General features: G+C 59.4%; 21 protein-coding genes and 1 riboswitch. Of the genes, 10 read left to right on the plus strand and 11 right to left on the minus strand.

Annotated features, from left to right (window positions below; genetic code table 11):
- Positions 1-82: 82 nt before the first annotated feature.
- The 4 genes from BN77_RS24590 to BN77_RS24605 are packed head-to-tail and all read right to left on the minus strand — an operon-like array spanning position 83 to position 4,448.
- Entirely contained in the window at positions 83-637 is a 555-nt protein-coding gene (locus BN77_RS24590; RefSeq protein WP_007537196.1) for a DUF4334 domain-containing protein, read from the minus strand.
- Entirely contained in the window at positions 567-1,469 is a 903-nt protein-coding gene (locus tag BN77_RS24595) for a hypothetical protein (RefSeq protein WP_007537198.1), read from the minus strand. The genes BN77_RS24590 and BN77_RS24595 overlap by 71 nt, the downstream gene beginning before the upstream one ends.
- Positions 1,470-1,500: 31 nt before the next feature.
- Positions 1,501-4,137 carry a DNA ligase D gene (ligD, locus tag BN77_RS24600; RefSeq protein ID WP_007537200.1) on the minus strand — a complete coding sequence of 879 codons (2,637 nt, stop codon included), beginning with the start codon at positions 4,135-4,137 and terminating at the stop codon, positions 1,501-1,503.
- A 2-nt stretch (positions 4,138-4,139) separates the two neighbouring features.
- Entirely contained in the window at positions 4,140-4,448 is a 309-nt protein-coding gene (locus tag BN77_RS24605; RefSeq protein WP_007537202.1) for a hypothetical protein, read from the minus strand.
- Positions 4,449-4,624: 176 nt separating this feature from the next.
- Between BN77_RS24605 and dinB the strand changes: the two genes are divergently transcribed.
- The 4 genes from dinB (at position 4,625) to BN77_RS24625 (ending at position 7,636) form a co-directional block, all read left to right on the plus strand.
- Positions 4,625-5,713: a DNA polymerase IV gene (gene dinB, locus BN77_RS24610; protein ID WP_007537205.1), complete on the plus strand. Its 1,089-nt coding sequence runs from the start codon at positions 4,625-4,627 to the stop codon at positions 5,711-5,713.
- A 443-nt stretch (positions 5,714-6,156) separates the two neighbouring features.
- Complete coding sequence (locus tag BN77_RS24615) at positions 6,157-6,594, plus strand: curlin (RefSeq protein ID WP_007537207.1); 438 nt, start codon at positions 6,157-6,159, stop codon at positions 6,592-6,594.
- Between the two features lie 60 nt (positions 6,595-6,654).
- Positions 6,655-7,053 (plus strand): curli-like amyloid fiber formation chaperone CsgH, encoded by a 399-nt coding sequence (gene csgH / locus BN77_RS24620; protein ID WP_007537209.1) that lies wholly within the window; start codon positions 6,655-6,657, stop codon positions 7,051-7,053.
- A gap of 169 nt (positions 7,054-7,222) precedes the next feature.
- Positions 7,223-7,636, plus strand: a complete 414-nt coding sequence (locus BN77_RS24625) for a cryptic curlin major subunit (RefSeq protein ID WP_007537211.1) — start codon at positions 7,223-7,225, stop codon at positions 7,634-7,636.
- Between the two features lie 606 nt (positions 7,637-8,242).
- On the opposite strand, the gene BN77_RS24630 is transcribed toward BN77_RS24625, so the two are convergent.
- The 7 genes from BN77_RS24630 to BN77_RS24660 all read right to left on the minus strand — a co-directional run bounded on the left by BN77_RS24630 (position 8,243) and on the right by BN77_RS24660 (position 15,001).
- On the minus strand, positions 8,243-8,566 hold the full coding sequence (locus tag BN77_RS24630; RefSeq protein ID WP_040678755.1) for a DUF982 domain-containing protein: 324 nt from the start codon (positions 8,564-8,566) through the stop codon (positions 8,243-8,245).
- Positions 8,567-8,990: 424 nt separating this feature from the next.
- Entirely contained in the window at positions 8,991-9,668 is a 678-nt protein-coding gene (locus tag BN77_RS24635; protein ID WP_007537215.1) for a YoaK family protein, read from the minus strand.
- A gap of 78 nt (positions 9,669-9,746) precedes the next feature.
- Positions 9,747-10,583, minus strand: coding sequence for an alpha/beta fold hydrolase (locus BN77_RS24640; RefSeq protein ID WP_007537217.1), 837 nt, complete (start codon positions 10,581-10,583; stop codon positions 9,747-9,749).
- Positions 10,584-10,940: 357 nt separating this feature from the next.
- Positions 10,941-12,818: an amidohydrolase gene (locus BN77_RS24645; RefSeq protein WP_007537220.1), complete on the minus strand. Its 1,878-nt coding sequence runs from the start codon at positions 12,816-12,818 to the stop codon at positions 10,941-10,943.
- Between the two features lie 95 nt (positions 12,819-12,913).
- Complete coding sequence (locus BN77_RS24650) at positions 12,914-13,201, minus strand: XapX domain-containing protein (RefSeq protein WP_007537221.1); 288 nt, start codon at positions 13,199-13,201, stop codon at positions 12,914-12,916.
- A 65-nt stretch (positions 13,202-13,266) separates the two neighbouring features.
- Positions 13,267-13,953 (minus strand): hydrolase, encoded by a 687-nt coding sequence (locus BN77_RS24655; protein ID WP_007537224.1) that lies wholly within the window; start codon positions 13,951-13,953, stop codon positions 13,267-13,269.
- Positions 13,954-14,068: 115 nt separating this feature from the next.
- Positions 14,069-15,001, minus strand: a complete 933-nt coding sequence (locus BN77_RS24660; protein ID WP_007537226.1) for a ring-cleaving dioxygenase — start codon at positions 14,999-15,001, stop codon at positions 14,069-14,071.
- A 112-nt stretch (positions 15,002-15,113) separates the two neighbouring features.
- Here BN77_RS24660 and BN77_RS24665 point away from each other — a divergent pair, with 112 nt between their 5' ends.
- The 6 genes from BN77_RS24665 to BN77_RS24690 all read left to right on the plus strand — a co-directional run bounded on the left by BN77_RS24665 (position 15,114) and on the right by BN77_RS24690 (position 20,719).
- Complete coding sequence (locus BN77_RS24665) at positions 15,114-16,013, plus strand: LysR family transcriptional regulator (RefSeq protein ID WP_007537228.1); 900 nt, start codon at positions 15,114-15,116, stop codon at positions 16,011-16,013.
- Positions 16,014-16,205: 192 nt separating this feature from the next.
- On the plus strand, positions 16,206-16,511 hold the full coding sequence (locus tag BN77_RS24670; protein ID WP_040678425.1) for a hypothetical protein: 306 nt from the start codon (positions 16,206-16,208) through the stop codon (positions 16,509-16,511).
- Positions 16,512-16,944: 433 nt separating this feature from the next.
- Positions 16,945-17,056: riboswitch (guanidine-I (ykkC/yxkD leader) on the plus strand.
- 73 nt (positions 17,057-17,129) lie between these two features.
- Entirely contained in the window at positions 17,130-18,203 is a 1,074-nt protein-coding gene (locus BN77_RS24675; RefSeq protein WP_007537231.1) for a putative urea ABC transporter substrate-binding protein, read from the plus strand.
- A 58-nt stretch (positions 18,204-18,261) separates the two neighbouring features.
- Complete coding sequence (locus BN77_RS24680) at positions 18,262-19,080, plus strand: ABC transporter permease (RefSeq protein WP_007537232.1); 819 nt, start codon at positions 18,262-18,264, stop codon at positions 19,078-19,080.
- Positions 19,077-19,901, plus strand: coding sequence for an ABC transporter ATP-binding protein (locus BN77_RS24685; RefSeq protein WP_007537234.1), 825 nt, complete (start codon positions 19,077-19,079; stop codon positions 19,899-19,901). The genes BN77_RS24680 and BN77_RS24685 overlap by 4 nt, the downstream gene beginning before the upstream one ends.
- Entirely contained in the window at positions 19,898-20,719 is an 822-nt protein-coding gene (locus BN77_RS24690; RefSeq protein WP_040678427.1) for an urea amidolyase associated protein UAAP1, read from the plus strand. Before BN77_RS24685 ends, BN77_RS24690 begins: the two co-directional genes overlap by 4 nt.
- The last annotated feature ends 3 nt before the right edge of the window (positions 20,720-20,722 follow it).

The raw sequence follows: 20,722 nt of genomic DNA on the forward strand, positions 1-20,722 counted from the left end.
AGGCGGTCTCAGACCTCTCCTCGGCAAGTCGATCATCATAACCAGCGGGTGGTGGATGGTAGATGATGCGGGTGACAGGTTTTCAGGGCTCGTCAACGCGCTCAAGTTCGAAGAAATAGACCCGCGCCTCGCCGGGGATCGTCATTGCCCCCATGACCCTGCGCTCATCGATCCGCCGGAAATGATCGACGATCGGCTGGTCGTCATAGGCCATCGCCGCACTCTCGACACCCCCAAACATCATGGTCTTTACGGAGGCGACCGGCCCCCTGGCGCGCAGCCGGCGCTGGAGATAGGAAAACAGGTTTCTCGCGATGCGGGTCCGGCCGAGCCCATGGAAGCGAAGTGCCAGGCGAAGTGGTATCCATTTCGGATTGATTGCGATCAGGCGCCGTTCGCCTGCACGAAACAGCAAGGCATCCGCGCGCATGTCAGACGTGAACCGCTTGCCAAACCAACCGAGATTTTCGAGCACCCCGTCGAAGGGATGCCCCGACTGTATGCCGCGTCCCTTCCACAGACCGACGAGTTCGCGTGGCTGGACCGGCGGCAGGCTTCGAAAGGCCTCAAGGGTCTGCAGTTCTCTCACCGGATGATTTGTCCTTGCGCTCTTCGGCTCGCCGCCTGGATCTCGCATTGCGTCGCGCCACTCGCAACTCTTCCAGGGTTGGCATCCACCAGCCGCGGTCGAGTTCGCTTTGTTCCGGTGGCGACCGGGCCGGCCAGGTGGTCACCAATTCTTCCAACCTGCCTGTTCGCCAGGACGCCCAGACATATTCCTTGCCATCCGCCGCAGGAAAGTAGAAGGCATCGATCATCGCCTGCTCGGCCAGCTCGCCGTCCGTGCCGGTGAAGAAAATGACGCCGACATGCGTGCCGATCGCGCGCTCGAGCGGCGGGTTGTCATCGGCAGGAACCGGATATCGCTTTTGCCGGCGTTCCCTGGTCCTTGCCTTGGACGCCGCCTCTTCCTCCGTCCCCTTGATGGCCTCACGCCTTGCGCGACGGGCCTCCGGCTCGCTGCGCAAGGCGGCCGCCTCGATTGCCGGCCAGCGCTGACGCAGTTCCTCAAACGAGCGATATGGAACGGTCCAAAGACGGCGGTCAGCGTCCCAGCGCGCATGCGGGATTTCCCGGATCTCGTCGATGACGCGCCGTGAATAGGGCGTACGGATCTGGAAGGCCGCCGGTGCTGCTTCGAGATAGCAGCTTTCAATCCTGTCGAAGGCGAAAGCATCCCGCCCTTTCTCGTCGGCGAACCTGTCTGCCTCGGCCTCGATCTCAGCCAGCCAGCGGCCGATGCGCTTCTCGGCGGTGCGGCCGGGCACGAACCAGGCATTGAGGCGGTCGTTCCACCGCGCACGTGGGAATGCCTGCCGAAACCGCTCAATGCTTATCCGGTCGTGCGGCAGATCGGTCGTTGCACCCTCACGTGGGGGGTTGGATGTATCCTTCGTTTCCTTTTCCATGTGACACTAACCGGAAGCCGCTCTTCGGAGATCATGCGGCCCGCCTTGATTTTCCCAGACGCTTGATGGCCTGCTCAAGCGGGCGCTCGCCATCGCAATAGTCCTGCCAGGCGGATGTTTTCGCAAGAAGCGCCGGCACCGTACGCACGGTAAACCGCTTCGGGTCGAGATCCGACTTCACTTGCATCCAGGTGAGCGGCATCGACACGGTGGCGCCTGTCCGCGCCCGTGGTGACAGCGGCGCCACGGCAGTCGCCATACGATCATTGCGTAGATAGTCGAGGAAGATCCTGCCGCCCCTCAGGCTCTTGGTCATCTTGATGAGATAGAGGTCGGAATTGTCGCGCGCCATCTCTTGGCACACGTCGTGCGCAAAGCTCTTGGCCTCGGCCCAAGTGAGCGGCTTGCGCTTGTTGACTGCGAGCGGGGTGACCACATGCAGGCCCTTGCCACCCGTGGTCTTGCAGAAACTGACGAGGCCGAGTTCCTCGAGCCGGTCGCGCATTTCACGCGCAGCGTCCGCAACGGTGGCAAAGGGCACGTCGGGGCCGGGATCGAGGTCGAACACCAGCCGGCCCGGCACTTCCGGCTGGCCCGGGTCGCAATTCCACGGATGCAGTTCGATGCCTCCGATTTGGGCGATGGCCGCCAGTCCCTCGATCCGGTCCACCTGCAGATAAGGTTTTTTGTCACCGAATACCTTCACCAGTTCGAGAAGGTTCGACGTCCCAGGCATTGCGTGGCGCTGGAAGAACTGCTCACCGCCAATGCCGTCAGGCGCCCGAATGATCGAACATGGCCTCCCCTTGATATGTCCGATGAGCCAGGCGCCGACGGCTTCGTGATAGCGAGCAAGATCTTCCTTGGTAACCGGCTCGCCATCGCCAGCATCCGGCCAGAGCGGCTTGTCGGGATTTGAAATGAGCACTCCCATGACCTCGGCCTTCGCGCCTTTGCGGCGATCCCGCCTGGAGTTGGCGGCAGGGGCAGGCTCAGCTGTATCGGTCTTGGCGGGTGATGCCGGCTTCTCGGCCTCAACCTCTTTTGCCGGCTTGTCCTCTCGCAGCCCCTTGAAAGCAGCCTGACGGACGAGGCCATCCGCGGTCCAGCCTTCGAATTCTATTTCAGCAACAAGCTCGGGTTTTAGCCAGACAACCTCGGCCTGCTTCTTCGGAGCGCCGATACCGGTGAACGGCGATCTTGCCGTCTCTAACGCCTTCAGTTTCGGTAGCAGCATCTCGACTTTCCTTGCGCCGTAGCCCGTGCCGACGCGGCCGACATAGACGAAGTGATCGCCTCGGTGCACACCGACCAGGAGGGAACGGAATTTGCCATTGGTCTTGGCATAACCACCGATCACCACTTCATGGCCAGCCCGGCATTTTGACTTTGCCCACGTATCCGTACGGCCCGATTGATAGGGCGCATCCATCTGCTTTGAGACAATGCCTTCGAGCGACAGCTTGCAGGCGGAGCGCAGAACAGCATCGCCACCGGATTCGAAATGTTCGACATAGCGGAGACGAGGATCGTCAGGCGCATCTGCGAGGAGGCCTTGCAGTCGCTCTTTGCGCCTAACCAGAGCCAAGGGCCGCAGGTCTTCGCCACCATCGAACAGCAGGTCGAACGCGAAATAGACGAGGTCACCCGTCTTGCCCTGCGACAGGGATGCCTGAAGCGCGGCGAAGTCAGGTGCGCCATTTTCGTCGAGGGCACAGATCTCGCCGTCGATGATGCAATCGGGCAGTTCAGAGGCCGCCTTTGCGATCTCAGGGTATCTTGCCGTCCAATCGAGGCCCTTGCGCGTCTTCAGCGTTGCTAAGCCATCGGCAACACGCACCTGGATGCGATAACCGTCAAACTTGATCTCGTGCAACCAATCCTTACCGGCCGGCGGCCGGGCAAGCGTCTCGCAAAGCTGCGGGGCAATAAAATCCGGCAGCTCGGCCACGGTAGAGGTCACGACCTCCTCGTGCGACTTCTTCTTACGCTCGTCGGCGGCCAAGCCGTGCTTGCTGTCCCAGACCGCGTCGGCCTCAACATCTGCATTCGACATCATGAATGGTCTGGGCTTACGCCCCTTGCCCGCGGCGATCTCCTCCATGCTGCGGCCGGATGCGACCGAGCTCGTGTTCTCCTCCAGGATTGCCGCGCCATTCTTCTCGACCGAGTGATCGTCATGGTGTTTGATCAGCAGCCAGTTGGTCCGTTTGGCGTCATCCTTGTCGCTGCGCATCCGGACCAGGACGAAGCTGCCGTGCAGACGCTTTCCCTCGAGCCTAAACTTGAAATCGCCCTTCCTCAGCGCCTCCTGGGGAGACTTTCTGCCTTCCGGTTCCCAGTAGCCGCGATCCCACAGCAGCACCGTGCCGCCGCCGTACTGGCCCTTGGGGATCGTGCCCTCGAAGTCGCCGTAGTCTAGCGGGTGATCCTCGACCTCGACTGCCAGCCGCTTATCATGGGGATCGAGTGACGGACCCCTGGTTACCGCCCACGATTTGAACACGCCGTCGAGTTCGAGCCTGAGATCATAGTGCAGTTGCCTCGCATCGTGCTTCTGGATCACAAATCGCCGCTGGTTCGACGGTTTGACTTGCGTTTCGCCGCTCGGCTCGCTCGTCTTCTTAAAATCGCGCTTTGCACGGTATTTCGAGAGATTGTCGGCCATGTTCAGTGGCTCGATATGCGAAGCCCGCCGGCGTCTCCGAGACTGCGCTGGACGGCGGTGACCTGGTTGGACGCAATATCGGCCGATACCTCTATCTCGCCCGCAAGTGGCGCGTCACGGCGAGCACCGTCTTCATGAGAGGCATCCCCGCCCGATGGCACCGATCCAGTAGTATTGCGGTCGCTTGCCGACTGGATGAAAATGTCGGGCCTCGAAATACCGTGCTGCTGAACCAGATGTTCGACGGCAAGATCGGCTGCTTCGCGTGTCTGGAACGTAGCTCGGATTGTCGTGGTGCTGTCGTCCGCCATTAGCTGTCTCCTGATACTGAATACCTGAGAGGAGAACGCCTGTGGCGGCCGGGAGTTTCGAAGGCAGACCGAGGTGGCAATCGAATCCGGTTGCTATCGCGCCGAAGGCTGCTATGTTCTCTTTTTGTTTCAGCCCGTAATTCAACTACCGATCCTATCCGATCGCTTAAGCCGCCATGAACGACATGAGCTCGACCGCCATCCGTAAAATCGTCCATGTGGACATGGATGCCTTTTATGCCTCGGTCGAGCAGCGCGACAATCCGGAACTGCGAGGCAAACCAATTGCCGTAGGCGGAGCGGCTGCGCGCGGCGTTGTCGCGGCTGCGAGCTATGAGGCCCGCAAATTCGGCGTCCATTCGGCAATGCCGTCGGCGACCGCAAAACGAAAGTGTCCGGCGCTGATCTTTGTTCCGCCGCGCTTCGACGTCTATAGGGCGGTCTCCCAGCAGATCCGTGAGATCTTCGCTGAATACACGACGGTCATTGAGCCGCTCTCGCTCGATGAGGCGTATCTCGATGTATCGCAAAACCTGAAAGGGATGAAGATCGCCACGGAGATCGCGTCAGAGATCCGCGCCAAAATAAAGCAGGTCACCGGTCTCAACGCGTCGGCGGGGATTTCCTACAACAAGTTCCTGGCCAAGATGGCAAGCGACCTGAACAAGCCCAACGGTCAGGCCGTCATCACGCCGAAGAACGGGCCGGGCTTTGTCGAGGCCCTTCCGGTCCAAAAATTCCATGGCGTCGGCCCTGCGACGGCAGAGAAGATGCATCGGCTCGGGATAGACACGGGCGCCGATCTCAAGGAGAAGACGCTCGAGTTCCTGGTCGAGCATTTCGGGAAGTCGGGGCCGTATTTCTACGGCATTGCCCGTGGTATCGATGAACGCCAGGTCAAGCCGGACCGGGTGCGCAAATCAGTCGGCGCCGAGGATACGTTTTCGCACGACGTCCATGCATATGAGCCGGCTCGCGAGGGGCTCCAGCCGCTGATCGAAAAAGTCTGGGGTTACTGCGAGGCAAACGGAATCGGCGCCAAGACGGTGACGCTGAAGGTCAAATATGCCGACTTCAATCAGATCACCCGCAGCAAGACAGTTCCGGCACCTCTGCCGGCGATCGCCGACCTCGAAGAGATAGTTGACCTTCTGCTTTCACCGATCTTTCCGCCTCGAAAAGGCATCCGCCTGCTCGGCGTCACCCTCTCCTCGCTGAAGCGGCAAACTTCTGGAGCGGAGCCGCAGCTACGGCTGGCACTTTAGACAGCCAGCACCGATTGAGCAGATACGCCCGCGATGTTTTGTGCCTCTCTGAGCTTTAAGTAACCGATGTCAGGGCGCAGTTCTTTGCCGAAAGAGTTCTCGCCGACTACGGCTATGCGCGCAAGAAAGGCTGGCGGCACGCCGATGGTGGCGGGATAGGCGGTGTCGATCGCAATCCCGCGCCCAGCACCGTCCGACTAATCCGGAGTCTAGGGTCGCAATCGCCGGCCAAGCGGATTTTGGTGCGGGCACGTGAATATGAACAACAGAAAGCGATCAGTGGAGCATCGAATTTGAACAGGTAGGTTTACCGAATAATGAGAAGAGCGCCGATCTCTGCGAATGAACCCCGACTGAATGGTGCCTTCAGCTTCCGTTCGAAAGGGAGCGCCTAAAAGAAAGTCGTTCAACCGCGGTCTTATCCGCCTGAGGAGACACAGTTCATGATCCGCACGTCTTTCATTGCAACCGCACTCATCGCTCTCGTCGGCCTCACCGCCACAGCCCCTGCCATGGCCAACGACGTGCGTATCGAACAATATGGCTGGTTGAACTCTGCCGGTGGTGCGCAGGAAGGGTACGGAAACCGCATCAGGACTTACCAAAACGGTGGCTACAATCGGATTGTCGGCCATCAATATGGTCGCCATAATCTTTCGGCTGTCGGTCAGGAAGGCAATGACAACTACGGCGCCACCTATCAGAGCGGCGACCGCAACATAGCTGGCATCGGCCAGTTTGGTTCCAACCACACGACTATCCTTACCCAGGACGGCAATGGCAACATCGCCGCAGGCGTCCAGGTCGGCCATGGCTGCAGCGCCAATGTCAGTCAGGGCGGCAACGGCAATGTCGCAGCCTTCATCCAGGCATGCCCGTAAGTGGCGATAACGTGAAAGAGACCAAGAGCGCAACAGCACACCACTAGGGGATAACGACCCATGCCAAATAGCATCAAACATCCACGTCGTCTGATTGCCATTTTTGCGCTGGTTCTGCTTCCCGTCGGCGCCATTGCGGCCATGACGACTGCCAACCAATCTGACGAGGCGCAGCTTTGCGAAATCAAAGCAGCGCCGGGAGCAGGTATGGTGAGACTGGATGCACTCGTCAAGGCCAACAAACATGTCGGCGGAACCTACACCTTTCACGTCGAAAAAGCAGGAGACGGCGGAAGCTCCACAATCAACCAGAGTGGCGATTTTGATGCGAAAGCGGGGCACGCGGCAATCCTCAGCTCTGTCACGCTCAACTCCAAGGGAGCCGAATACAAGGCGACACTGGATGTCGTGATTGGGGATAAGGGTTTCAGCTGCACGAAGCAGATCGGCGGCAACTGAACGGTCTCCACACTTTGCAATCATTAAGAGGGCGCCGGTTTCAGCGCCCTTTTGCTTTCGAGCAGGCCGAACCGACTGAACGACAACTGAACGGCAAATTCCGACTGGGTTCAGCTGCAAAATGCGAAAGTTGATCATCGGCTCAGGCAGCCGCCAATTGGAGATCAAAATGATCCGCAACATGTTTAAGATCTTTACCGTCACTCTTCTTACCGGGAGCCTGGGGCAAGTAGCCCTGTCTGTACCGGCCTATGCCGGCGGCCGAATCTCGTTCAACCTCGCGCCGGACAATGCTGAGGATGCGGGTCTTTTCTCAACCGGACTGCGTATCTATTCGCTTTACCGCGATCTGAAAGATGCCGACATCCGGCAGCAGGGCCGTGGTAACGCGGCTGGCATCGGCCAGGCCGGCCGTGGCAATCTCGGCTTCATCCAGCAACGGGGCAACGGTCATTCCGCGACCTTGCGGCAGAACGGCAACAACAATGCTTATGGCATTTTCCAGTATGGGCGAAATACTCAAACCGACGTGGCACAGGATGGAGAAAACGGCAGCGGCGCTACCTTCAGCTATGGATGGTAAGGTAGTTTACAACAGTCCCGAAGGCGATGCCCGTTGTTCCATCAAATGCCTGCTTGCTGCCTTTCCCGCAGGCACGCGACGGCCATCAAGTCAGTGAGGCCTGCAAGCGCGGCGAAGGCCGCCATGACGAGGCCGGCCCCAGGCATCCAATTGCTCGAACGCGACCGCCTCGTCAGTATCAATGACGATTTGTCGTGCGCAGGGCCATTTAGGAGGAGTCTGCTTGATGCGTCACCGGAGCGGGAAAAATCGAGAAAATTAGTTCAGCGGGGCCCTGAGGCTGGGGCCCACAGGTCCATTTCTCAGGGTCACACGCCAGTTGCTCGCGAAGGTGTACGCTTAGCCTTCGACGGACAGCAGCATCAGCTTACGCTCACTCCAGAATGACGGCCAGATAAACTGTCAGTCTAAGTGCGAGTGCGCACCACAAAGAAAGCCCCGCAGTCGCGGTTGCGGGGGCAGAGTGACGAGTTGACTTTGAGGGGTTTCGATTCTCAAAGTTTCGGAAAAACAAATTCCGCGGGCTTTTGTTCCGCTGCTTCAAAAAAAGCTCCACAATGGGCCTGTGGGCGAGGAAGAGGGACGTGGACAGGGACTGACCTGCCGTCACTGGTTCGTTTGCGGTTTCTTCTTTGACGTCTCCCGCTTCCGGGGTTCGAAGTGCTCGGCGTTGGCGTTCACGCTTATTCCAGCGTCTTTCGCAGCCATGATGAAGGCGGACCTGGCGACTTCGGCATCGGTCTGTGTCTCGAGCGCTCTCAGACAGGCGACAACGGCGCTGCGCCATGCGCGGCCTCTCTGCTTTTCCGGCCATCGCTCCATCAAGACGTCACCCAAAGCCGCAACCGACGTCAAAACGCGGTAGACACCCGGGCGGACATCCAAGTCTATGCCCAGTGGCGGAATTGGCATTTCGGAGGGCTCTTCCATGAAGGCCTCACGCATAACGTCAGATCATCATCATTTCCGGATCCACGATGATGTACGCGCGTCGTTTCCAGGGGTGTTTTGGCGCCATCGGGGGATCCAGAAGGCTCCGAGGCTTGATTCGCGAGGAGGTCGCTCGGAGCCTTCCAGTGTCCGGATGGGCTTGGACAACGAAAGGAAATGGGGCGCAATCGCGAGCTTGGGAAGTTGGACTAAAGTCCCGTCCAAGGAGGCGGGAGGGCACGATATGTCTTAGTTTATTGCGCCCCAATATCTAGACATGCTGAAAACCTTCAACAAGTCAGCGCCGGCCGCATTTCCGTCCGGACAACACCGCTGACTTGGTGGCCCGACGCGAGGGGTAAGGCGTCGGGCCACACCCACGGCGCCGTCAGTCCAATCTGTCGAAGCCCAGCCACCTGCCCCTTTAGCCGTCGGATGCAGCGGGGTTCAAGAATAGCCCTGCTGCAGCAACGACAGCGGGTATGACGAAGGCTGCCGCAGGCGCCACCATGAAGGCGAGTGCTCCTAGCCCACACCCGATGGCGAATGCGATAACTGCGACGATCATGCGTTTGATGCGCGCAGAGGCTGCCTTGGTCTGTTCGCCCTTCTCACCTGCAAGAAGATCGGCCAGGTCAAGCATGATCTGCGTCGTCGTCCCAGTCATCAGTGTCGAGGGCGGAGCCTTCGGAAAGTGCGCTCTGTGGACGGCGTTCTGGATCGCCATTGCTGAGACGAGCGTCATGCCGACGACCAGCGTCACGAGACGTTCGCTCGCCGCAAACGGACCATGATAGAGGGCGTAAACAGCAACAGCGCCCAGCAACAGGAATTTCACAGACAGAAGCGGCCTGACCACCGGCAAGTTTTTCCGCTGCAGGCACAGCCCCGCAAGGCGAGACAAGAAGACGACCACGCAAAAGACCGGCAGGGCCAGGAGCTTCGGAAGGGCACCTGCCGTGCCGAGCGCAACCGTCGCGCCGAAGGTGACGAAGTTGCCGGTCACATGCGCGGTGAACAACCCTGACAGAGCGAGAAAGCCGAGCGTGTCGACGTAGCCGCCATTGAAACTCAATAGAAGCGGAAGGGATGGGAGCTTCATATTTCTATCCGATCAGTTTTAAATTTGTGCCAACGGGTACGGCCTGCCGCGTCGATCGGCGGCAGACCGTTGTCGGGTTTACGCTTTTGCGAAGGCGAGGAGGTCGGCGTTCAAGACATCCGCGTTGACCGTCAGCATGCCATGCGAAAGGCCGGGATAAGTCTTGAGAGTGCCGTTCTTCAGAAGCCTCACGGATTTCAGAGCCGAGTCGGCGATCGGCACGATCTGGTCGTCCTCCCCGTGCAGCACGAGTGTCGGAACGGAGATCGCCTTTAGGTCTTCCGTCTGATCCGTTTCGGAAAAGGCCTTGATGCCGTCGTAATGCGCCTTGGCACCGCCCATCATGCCCTGGCGCCACCAATTCTGGATGACACCTTCCTGCACCTTGGCGCCGTCGCGGTTAAAGCCGTAGAAGGGACCAGCCGGGACATCACGAAAGAACTGGGCGCGGTTTGCTGCAAGAGCTGCGCGGAAGCCATCGAAGACCTCGATCGGCAGTCCGTCGGGATTGGCTTCAGTCTTCAGCATCAGCGGGGGAACCGCAGAGACCAGAACAGCTTTGGCGACGCGACCGGCCGGCTCGCCATGCTTGGCCACATAGCGGGCGACTTCGCCTCCACCTGTCGAGTGCCCGATGTGGATCACATTCTTGAGGTCGAGCGCCTCGACGACCGCGAAGGCGTCGGAGGCATAATGATCCATGTCATGGCCGTCGGAGACCTGCGCGGAACGGCCATGGCCGCGGCGATCGTGGGCAACAACGCGGTAGCCCTTGGAGAGGAAGAACAGCATCTGCGCGTCCCAGTCATCCGACGACAGCGGCCATCCATGATGGAACATGATCGGCTGTGCGTCCTTCGAACCCCAGTCCTTGTAGAAAATTTCGGTGCCGTCTTTGGTGGTGATAAAGCCCATGGTCTTGTTTCCTTCTATGGTGGTGGATGCCGCATTCGCGGCGGAATTGAACGGGACGGGAAAAGCTATGGAAGCGGCAGCAACTGCTCCAGCAAGCAGTGCGTCGCGGCGAGTAAGAGTTAAATATTGGTCGGTCATTTCTGCTCCTGCGATCGGCGCGGCTTATTCAAACCGGCCTGTGTTCGTCTGATGGAGTGATATTGACCGAAGAAATTGCTACCAACAATTGCACGAATAGTTTCGATTTAATTGCGACTTTTGCAATAGCCGGTTTCTCGCGGTCCCATCCCGGCAAATTGCAAAACGGGCAGCAATCCGCCGCCCGTTCCAAAGTGCCCACTAACAAGTTCCGCCAGTCTACACGGCCCAGCAGGAGCAGCCGAGCGCCCCGAAGAAGCCTTTGAGGTCCGAGATCGGCAGCTTCGACGTCCAGGCGCCGGCATGATCGTGGCCGTGGACGCCACAATCATTTGTGCAGCCACAAGAAGTGATTGCCGTGCGGCGCAGTGAGTGCCGGCCAGCGCCGTCGGGATCGCCCCACGCGGCATAACCTTTGAACGATCGCACTGGTGACCAATCTGGCATCGCTGGTGGCACTTCATTTTCGTTTAATTTCGCGAAGTCGCCGGTGCCATAGACCACCTTGCCGCCGACCATTGTAAGGTCAGAGGTGAGGAAGGAGATCTCGTCCTCCGCGCAGGCGAAAAAGTCTTTGTCAGGCACGATCAGATCTGCGAACTGGCCCTTTTCGATCCGGCCTTTTTTGCCTTCCTCGTTTGAGAACCAGGTGACCTTTTCCGTCCACATGCGCAGAGCCGTCTCACGGTCAAGGCAATTCGCACGGGGATAGAGCTGCATGCCGCCGACCGTTTTGCCGGTGATCATCCAATAGAGGGAAACCCAGGGATTATAGCTCGCAACGCGGGTTGCATCCGTGCCGGCGGAGACATTGACGCCCTTATCCAGCATGCGCGCGATCGGCGGCGTCGCTTCGGCGACGCCATGACCGTAGCGCTCGACGAAATACTCACCCTGGTAGGCCATGCGATGCTGCGTGGCGATGCCGCCACCGAGGGCGGCGATACGATCGATCGAGCGGTCGGAGATGGTTTCGGCATGGTCGAAGAACCAGTTGAGGCCTTCGAGCGGAATATCCCGGTTCACCTTCTCGAAGACGTCGAGCGCGCGCGAGATCGTTTCGTCATAGGTGGCATGAAGACGCCACGGCCAGCGGTTTTCGGCAAGGACGCGAACGACCTCTTCCAATTCGCCTTCCATCTCCGGCGGCATCTCGGGTCGCGGTTGACGGAAGTCTTCGAAGTCGGCGGCGGAGAAGACGAGCATCTCTCCGGCGCCGTTGTGGCGGAAGTAGTCCGTTCCCTGCTTGTATTTGACGGATGACGTCCAGTTGAGGAAGTCTTCCTTCTCGGCCTTCGGCTTCTGGGTAAAGAGGTTATAGGCGAGGCGAACCGTCAGCTGATCTTCGTCTGCCAGTTTCTGAATAACCTCGTAATCGTCGGGGTAGTTTTGGAAGCCGCCACCGGCGTCGATAACCCCCGTGATCCCAAGCCGATTGAGTTCTCGCATAAAATGACGGGTGGAGTTGACCTGGTAGTCGAAGGGCAGCTTCGGGCCCTTGGCAAGCGTCGAATAGAGAATGCCGGCGTTGGGCTTTGCAAGCAGCATTCCGGTCGGATTGCCATTGGCATCACGCGTGATTTCGCCGCCGGGCGGGTTCGGCGTATCCTTCGTATAACCGACAGCCCGCAGGGCCGCACCGTTCAAGAGCGCTCTGTCGTAGAGGTGTAGGAGAAATACCGGCGTGTCGGGCGCGATTGCATTGATCTCCTCGATGGTGGGCAGGCGCTTTTCGACGAATTGATGCTCGGTAAAACCACCGACGACCCGCACCCATTGCGGCGCCGGTGTGATCGCGACCTGGCGCTTCAGCATGTTCATCGCATCGGCAAGCGAACGGACCCCGTCCCAGCGCAGTTCCATGTTGAAGTTCAGGCCGCCGCGCACGACGTGGGTGTGGTTGTCGATCAGGCCGGGAAGCACGCGCTTGCCCTTCAGGTCGATGATTTTGGTATCCGGTCCGGCGAGAGGCATGATGGTCTGCTCATCCCCCACTGATAGGAGCTTGCCATCCTTGATCGCAACGGCGCTTGCGGTCGGATTGCTGCGGTCGAGCGTGGTGAAGAGACCGTGGTGGAGGATGAGGTCGGCGAACATGAGATATGCTCCTGGCTTCATGACGAGGATTGAAATCAGAGCCTTGCGCCAGACCACCAGCGTGGTGCCTGCCGCAAGGCAATTCTCGTTGGCCGTCAGCTGTCAGAGTTGGGTTGGGTCTGGCGAGACAAGACGACGTTATCGCGTCTCTCGCCTTTCGGCAGGTGGCCGAACATGTGCGGCTTGACCTGACCGATCCAGGAGACGACTGCAGGCTCCCTGCCCCACAGACTTTTCGCCAAAGGAATGATCTGCTCGCCGACGAGGATACCGAGGAGACCGATCAGGGCAATGACCGGCGGGGCTGGGGAACGAACGTTAAGAAGGCTGTAGACGATGCCGACCAGCAACCCGGCGCCGAGTGACATGAGATAGAGTTTCATGGAGTTGCTTCCTGATCTAACCTTGCGCTCTGACGGTATCCCATCAGAGCGCTTTCCTGGGATGCTTACTTTACAGGGTTCGGGCCAATGCGCTTTCCGTGGGAGACGCGCTCAGCGGCCTTGTGAACCATGGTGTAGGCGTAGTCGATGCCCATGCCGTAGGCGCCGGAATGCTCCTTGACCAGCGCGGTGACCGCATCATAGGTTTCCCTGCGGGCCCAATCGCGTTGCCATTCGAGCAAAACCTGCTGCCAGGTTACCGGAATGACGCCGGCCTGTACCATGCGGTCCATCGCATATTTGTGTGCTTCGAGGGACGTGCCGCCCGAAGCGTCGGCGACCATGTAGATTTCATAGTCGGTGTCGTTGAGGGCCGAGAGCGCGAAGGTTGTGTTGCAGACTTCCGTCCAGAGGCCTGAAACGACGATCTTCTTGCGGCCGTTCGCAGCGTTTTTCGCCAGTGCATCGCGGACATTCTGGTCATCCCAGGAGTTCATCGAGGTGCGCTCCAGAATGTCGTTCTCCGGATATACCGCCAACAGTTCCGGATAGGTGTGCCCTGAGAAGGATCCCGTTTCCACGGTCGTGATCGTGGTCGGAATATCAAAGATCCTGGCGGCCTTGGCGAGACCGATGACGTTGTTCTTCAGCGTCTGGCGGTCGATGGATTGCACGCCAAATGCCATTTGCGGCTGCTGGTCGATGAAGATGAGCTGGCTGTTTGCAGGGGTCAGGACTTCAAGCTTGGACATTTGACTACTCCGTTCGATGTTTTGTGCCATGTTCGGCGTTTGAAAGTAATGAGCCCTTGGTGGTCTCAAGGGCGAAAGTCTTTTGGTCGGCTGGCGCCGATCAGATGCGCCAGCATTATGCCGCAAGCGGAGCCAGGTTGGCCTCGATCTGGTCGCGGAACGGTTCATATCGGGTCGGCAGTTTCAATGCTTCGCCAAGATGCGCGGTATCCTCGTCACGGTTGAACCCAGGCTCGTTGGTTGCGATCTCAAACAAGATCCCGCCGGGGGTCCGGAAATAGATCGCCCAGAAATAATCCCGGTCAATGACGGGGGTTACCTGGTAACCGGTGTCCATCAGGGCCTGGCGGACCTTAAGCTGCTTTTCACGGTTTTCGACCGCAAAAGCGATGTGATGAACCGAACCTGCGCCTTGACGGGCAAACGGTGTGTTTGGAAGGGTCGCAAGGTCGATCGTGTCAGCGCCGTTTCCAGCCGGAATAATGTACCGTTTGACGTCTCCCTCGGCTTCAGCGCGCTCATACCCCATGAAACGAAGGAGTTCCTCGGTTGCTGCCGTATCGCGAAGGTTGAAACGAGCACCGGAAAAGCCACGGATCGCAGTGTCTGAAGAAATGCCCTCCGCCAGCCAGGGAGCGCGGACATCCTCGTTCTTTTCGATGAGTGCAAATCCGTCGCCATCAGGGCCAACAAAACGTATGCGCTTGTCACCAAAGACGGTGTCCGTCTGAATGCCGCCGACACCATGAGCAATGAGACGCTCTTTCCAGAATGCCAGCGCGCCCTTTGGGATGGAAAACTGGGTTTCGCCGACCTCGCCGACACCAGGTCGACCTGTCAGCATGTGTGGGAACGGAAAGTAGGTCATAACCGTGCCGGGAGTGCCGTTCTCGTCACCGTAATAAAGATGATAGACGTTGGGCTCGTCGAAATTGACGGTCTTCTTTACCCGGCGCAGGCCGAGTGTGTCCGTGAAGAACTTGTTATTCTGCTGAGCATCCGACGCCATGGAGGTGACGTGATGCAGTCCCGTGATATCCTTGATCATGGCCGTGCCTTTCTGCCTTGCCCGTTTCGATGCAGAAAGATGTATCCCGGTTGATCGACGCGCGGAATTGCAATATTCCTTTCGAGTGAATTGCGTTTTGTGAAATAATGAGATGAATGACTATAAAGCCCTGAAAACCTTCCTACTGGCGGCCGAGAAGCGTAATTTTGCGCAGGTCGCGCGCGAACTCGATATGACCCCGGCCGCTGTGACGAGAGCAATCGCGGCCCTCGAGGACGATCTGGGTGTCCAGCTGTTCGTCCGCACCACGCGGCAGGTCTCCCTGACCACAGATGGCGCTGTTTTTGCCGCGCAGATCCAGCCGGCGGTCGAAGCACTTGAAAATGCCCGCAAGGACGTTCGCAACGCCCACAAGGCGGACGAAGGTCGCCTGAGGATCAGTGCGCCAACCTGGTTCGGCAAGGCGGTACTGCCTCCGATCCTTTCCGGCTTTCGCGAGCTCTACCCCAAGATGGGTTTTGAGATTTCGTTATCCGACGGCTTGGTCAACATCGTCGATGACGACTACGATCTCGCAATCCGCATTTCGTCGGCGCCTTCCGACAAGTTCACCATCTGGCGAAAGATAAGAATCGTGCCGCGAATCCTCGTGGCGGCGCCTGGAAGCCGATTTACTGAAATGGACCATCCCAGCCAGCTGACACCGGATGACTGTCTCGCATATAGCGGCGAAAGCCGGCGGGAGAATTGGGTTCTGTCGGATGGTGCCTCGACCATTACCGTGGCGGCCGGCCGCGCATTCAGCGCCAACAGTGGCGAGGTGCTCGCCGATATGGCTGCGAATGGTGCGGGCGTGGCGATGCTGCCGGGATTTAATATCGCCGAGCACCTGCAAACAGGCAGGCTCGTTCACGTCTTGCGAGGATGGTCTCCACCTGATCTCTGGCTGACCCTCTATTATCCTCCCTATCAAGCGCTGCCGCCCCGCATTGCGTCCTTTTCGAGGTTTTTTGAGGAGCAGGTGCCCGCGTTCATGGTCATGTTGGACTGAGCACCGATCCAGGTTTTCCCGGTCGTCGGGCAAACCAGTTTCGATGACCGCGGAGCGCCGGACCGAACATCCTTTCTAACTGACATGACATTGTGACAGCGGAACACATAGGATGCCTGTGCAAAAGTGTGGGTTGACCGTTTTCAATGGCAAGGCGACACTTGCAGGCCGCAGCAAGGGAGGAGGAAGATGATGGATAAGCCAGACCGCTGGCGCCATATGGCAACTGCGCCGAAAGACGGCAGTCGGATCCTCGTCACAATCCGCCCGTCCGAACAAGGACCGGCAGAAGTTGATCTTGCGTATTGGTCGAATGGCGATCAGTTCGGTGCTGAAGGATGGCGTGCGTCTGATTCCTCGCCCGGCCGCCTCGTCGAATACGCCGAGCCGGAATTGAAGTGCTGGATGCCCATGCCTTCTGCCAATCTCAATAATAGCTCACTGCCTTTGCCCTGGGAGGGCGAGGACGCCCAGGAGCTTGACGGGTCAGGAATATAAGGCCGGGATGCAAACAAGACCGGACGACAGCCAGAGATGCCCAGTGAGCCACCTGCGGTCACGGCGCTACTCGCCAGTTGAGACCGCCCGGCCGTGAACGAGCTGGCGATATCGACGATGTCATCGCGCGAGCCGAATCCTCCCGGTTCCATATGTGGACGGTCACACGTCTTGGTCGGAAGGCGCCCACGTGCGTTACCTGCGGCACACGACCCGACAATCTCCTGTCTCCTGGTGCTGAACAACTCCGGAAATTCCAGCGCGCTCGGACATTGAGGACAGCGGTGACCATCGATCGATTGTCACCTCCGCTTCATTTTGCCTAAATACTAAGCAAATGCTGCAGAGTGCACACAGTGTCCGACAAGTAGCGGCGCGGATATAGCAAAATCAAAGGCTTACAAGGTGGCACACTACTTGCAAAGTATTTTGCTGAGTTGGTGGCTAGGGTTCCGGCGCTTTCCTGAAGTGCGACTGGTCCGAGAGCTACCACCGGCCGGGGAGAAATCCGGTCGGGTGCACGGCGGGACAAAAGCCCGGGAGACCTCGTAAGCCAAGGGATTGGTGGCACGATGGTCATTGCCGATCCCTTTTGAAGAAAAGCAAAGGGGAATTTCAATGCAGACTTTTTCGAAAATTGTTTCCACCACAGCGCTGGCAGCATCGCTGATGCTTGGGCTTGCTTCCGTCGCAGAGGCAAAACAGAAGACCGAATTCAAGGTCGCCTGGTCGATATACGTCGGCTGGATGCCCTGGGGCTATGCGGCTGACCACGGCATCGTCAAGAAATGGGCCGACAAATACGGCATCAAGATCGATGTCACGCAGTTCAACGACTATGTGGAGTCGATGAACCAGTACACGGCCGGCGCCTTCGATGCCGTGACCCTGACCAACATGGACGGCCTATCGATCCCGGCGGCCGGTGGCGTCGATACCACGGCCGTGATCGTCGGTGACTTTTCGAACGGCAACGACGCCGTCATCCTGAAGGACAAGGCGAGCCTTACCGACATCAAGGGCCAGAACGTCAACCTCGTCCAATATTCCGTCTCGCACTATCTCCTCGCCCGCGCACTGGACAGCATCAAGCTGACGGAGCGCGACGTGAAGGTGGTCAACACATCAGACGCCGACATGGTCGCCGCCTACAAAACGCCCGATGTCACGGCCGTGGTCACCTGGAACCCGCTGGTTTCCACCATCCTCGAAGATCCTACCGCCAAAAAGGTTTTCGACAGTTCGCAAGTGCCCGGAGAAATCATCGACCTGATGGTCGCCAACAGTAGCGTGCTGAAAGACAATCCGAACTTCGGCAAGGCGCTCGCCGGCATCTGGTACGAGACGGCCGCATTGCTGCGCGCCGACACCGCCGGGGGCAAGGCTGCCCGCGAAGCCATGGGTTCGGCTTCGGGCACCGATCTCGCCGGCTTCGAAGCCCAGCTTGCCGCCACCAAGCTCTTCGACAAGCCGGCTGATGCCGTTGCCTTCACAGCCTCACCCAATCTGCCGAAAACCATGGATCTGGTGCGCAACTTCCTTTTCGAGAAGGGCCTGCTCGGGAATGGCGCGCCATCCGCCGACGTCATCGGCATCGAAATGCCGGACGGCAAGGTACTGGGCGATACCGGTAATGTGAGACTGCGGTTCACCGAGGCCTACATGAAGGCGGCCGCCGACGGTTCGCTCTGATCGTAACGGAGGCGCGGTTCATCCAAGCCTCCTCCCCTTCATTAGCGGAGCATTTCCCATGCGTTGGATCAACAGGAGGCCGAGCCGGGGCGCGCAGTTCGCCCTGATGCTGCTTCCCTTCGTGCTGCTCGCCCTTGCCTATGCCTTCGGCTCGGCCGCGCGACTGGCTGATAACGCCAATGACAAGCTTCTGCCGAGCCTTGCCGGCTTTGCCGATGCGATCAACCGCCTGACTTTCGTCGCCGACCAGCGCACCGGCGAATTTCTGCTGTGGTCGGACACCGGCGCCAGCCTGGTCCGCCTGCTCTCCGGCCTCGGCATCTCGACGGTGATCGCGCTTGTTATCGGCATGCTGATCGGCATGCTGCCTTATCTCAGGGCGCTGCTCGCCCCTTTCATCGCCGTCATTTCTATGGTGCCGCCGCTGGCGCTGCTGCCGATCCTCTTCATTGTGATGGGACTTGGCGAAACCTCGAAGATCGCCCTCATCGTCATCGGTGTTGCGCCGACGATGATCCGTGACCTGGCGTTGAAGGCACTGGAATTGCCACGTGAGCAGATCGTCAAGGCCGAGACGCTTGGCGGCTCCTCCTGGCAGATCGGCCTGCGTGTCGTGCTGCCGCAGATCCTGCCGCGGCTGATCACCTGCCTCAGACTGCAGCTCGGCCCGGCCTGGCTGTTCCTGATCGCGGCCGAGGCGATCTCCTCGGACTCCGGCCTCGGCTACCGCATCTTCCTCGTCCGCCGCTATCTCTCGATGGATATCATCTTTCCATACGTCGTCTGGATCACCCTGCTTGCGGTGGTCATGAACGCCCTGCTCGATCGCCTGCGCATTGCCGTTTTCCCCTGGTCCGAACTGGAGAAACAGGCATGAGTGAACTGAAGATCGAAAGGGTCTGGAAGGAGTATGGCGACCAGGTCGTGCTCGAGGACGTTTCGCTGACCGTTGCTTCGCGCGCCTTCGTCGCCCTTGTCGGCCCGTCCGGCTGTGGCAAGACCACGTTTCTGCGCATGCTGCTCGGCCAGGAGCAACCGACGAAAGGCAAGATCCTGCTCGATGGTGAGCCGCTGCCGTCGGAACCGGGATCGGATCGTGGTGTCGTCTTTCAGCGCTACTCCGTCTTTCCGCATCTGACGGTGCTCGGCAATGTGTTGCTCGGCAAGGAATTTTCCGCTGCGCGCTACAAGGCCAAGCTTTTCGGAACCGCACGCCGCACCGCCGTCGAGGAAGCACGTCAGCTCATCGCCGAGGTCGGCCTCGCCGGTTCAGAAACCAAATATCCCGCCCAGCTTTCTGGCGGCATGCAACAGCGCCTTGCCCTTGCTCAGGCGCTCATCATGAAGCCGAAGGTGCTGCTGCTCGACGAACCCTTCGGAGCACTGGATCCCGGCATCCGTGCCGAGATCCACACGCTGATGAAGCGGCTCTGGCACGAAACGCAAATGACCGTGGTCATGGTGACCCATGACATGCGTGAAGCCTTCACACTTGCCAGCCGCGTCGTTGCCTTCGAACGCCGTCGTGATCGGCCGGAGGAGAAGGAGCGTTACGGCGCCACCATCACCAAGGATATTACCATCTGGCCGCCGCGCCTTGCCGGCCAGCCATCGATCTTCAGCCCCGACCGGGACGGCCCGGTCGCTTCCCTGGGGCACAGCCGGGACGACCTGGCACCATCAGGAGAGACGCTATGATGCATGTGAGACGCTCCCCGGAAGAAATCGCCGCCAATCGCGCGCGCTACGAGGAGCACCAGAAGAAGGGTCTGGAATTCGCACCCAAGGCCCTGCCCGGCCCAAGCCCGCTACCGGCGCCGGCGATCGACGCCGCCGCGATCATCCACCAGGAGACAGTCCCGGGCGGCTGGTATTGGTCGACGAAGCTTCTGCGCGGCGAAGCGATCCGCATCGACCAGTGCGAGGGAAATTCCACCGTGGCGCTCGTCGCCTGGAATGCCGACGACAAAAGCGAGCGGATCAATCTCGTCGACACCGCGAAGGTTCAGTGGACGACGGCGCTCGGCAAGGGGCGTGTGATCTTTTCCGATATGGGCCGCGTCATGTTTTCGATGATCGAGGACAGTTCCGGCGCTCATGACTGCCTGATGGGGGGCTCGACGGCCAGCTCGAACGCGGCGAAATATCCCGGCCAAAAAACACGCAACACCCGCGACAACCTAATCCTGGTTGCTGTCAAGCTCGGCCTCGACAGGCGCGATATTCCAGGCATCCTCAATCTCTTCGCACCGGTGCGCCTCGCTGAGGCCGGCGGTTTCGACTGGCAGGCCAAGCGCTCCAACAGCGGCGATTACGTCGAGCTGCGCGCGGAGATGGACATGCTGGTCGGCCTTTCCAATTGCCCGCATCCGCTGGATCCCGATCCCACCTATCAGCCGAAGCCTGTTCTCATCACCCGCTACAAGGCGGCAACCGCTGCTGCCGATGACCTTTGCCGCACGGCAACGGCCGAAGCCGTGCGCGGTTTCGAAAACAACGCCCTGATGCAGGCCTGAGGA

The organism is Rhizobium mesoamericanum STM3625 (assembly GCF_000312665.1).
GTDB classification, from domain to species: domain Bacteria; phylum Pseudomonadota; class Alphaproteobacteria; order Rhizobiales; family Rhizobiaceae; genus Rhizobium; species Rhizobium mesoamericanum.